The 231-nt window shown below is 39.8% G+C and carries 1 protein-coding gene; it reads left to right on the top strand.

Annotated elements, in window-relative coordinates; all coding sequences use genetic code 11:
- Positions 1-231, top strand: a 231-nt coding sequence (locus tag AOA61_RS30145) for a YidC/Oxa1 family membrane protein insertase (RefSeq protein WP_178075233.1), incomplete at both ends; no start/stop codon positions are given.

The following is a 231-nucleotide window of genomic DNA, read 5'->3' as shown; positions in this document are numbered from 1 at the left end:
TTTTGGCAACAGCGGTGTATTTTGTACAATTTAAGGTTTCGCAAATTGGAGTAGCGGTTCAGCCAGGGCAAGAGGGAATGATGAAGATGATGGGACTTGTAATGCCTGTCATGATGGGAATTTTCTCATTTAATATGGCTGCTGCATTGCCACTTTATTGGACAGTAGGGGGACTTTTCCTTATTTTCCAGACACTATTATCTAAAATGATCTACAAACCAAGTACAACAA

Source organism: Pseudomonas sp. 2995-1 (genome assembly GCF_002742505.1).
Classification (GTDB): Bacteria; Pseudomonadota; Gammaproteobacteria; order Pseudomonadales; family Pseudomonadaceae; genus Aquipseudomonas; species Aquipseudomonas sivasensis.
This window is presented reverse-complemented; position numbering and strand designations above follow the sequence as displayed.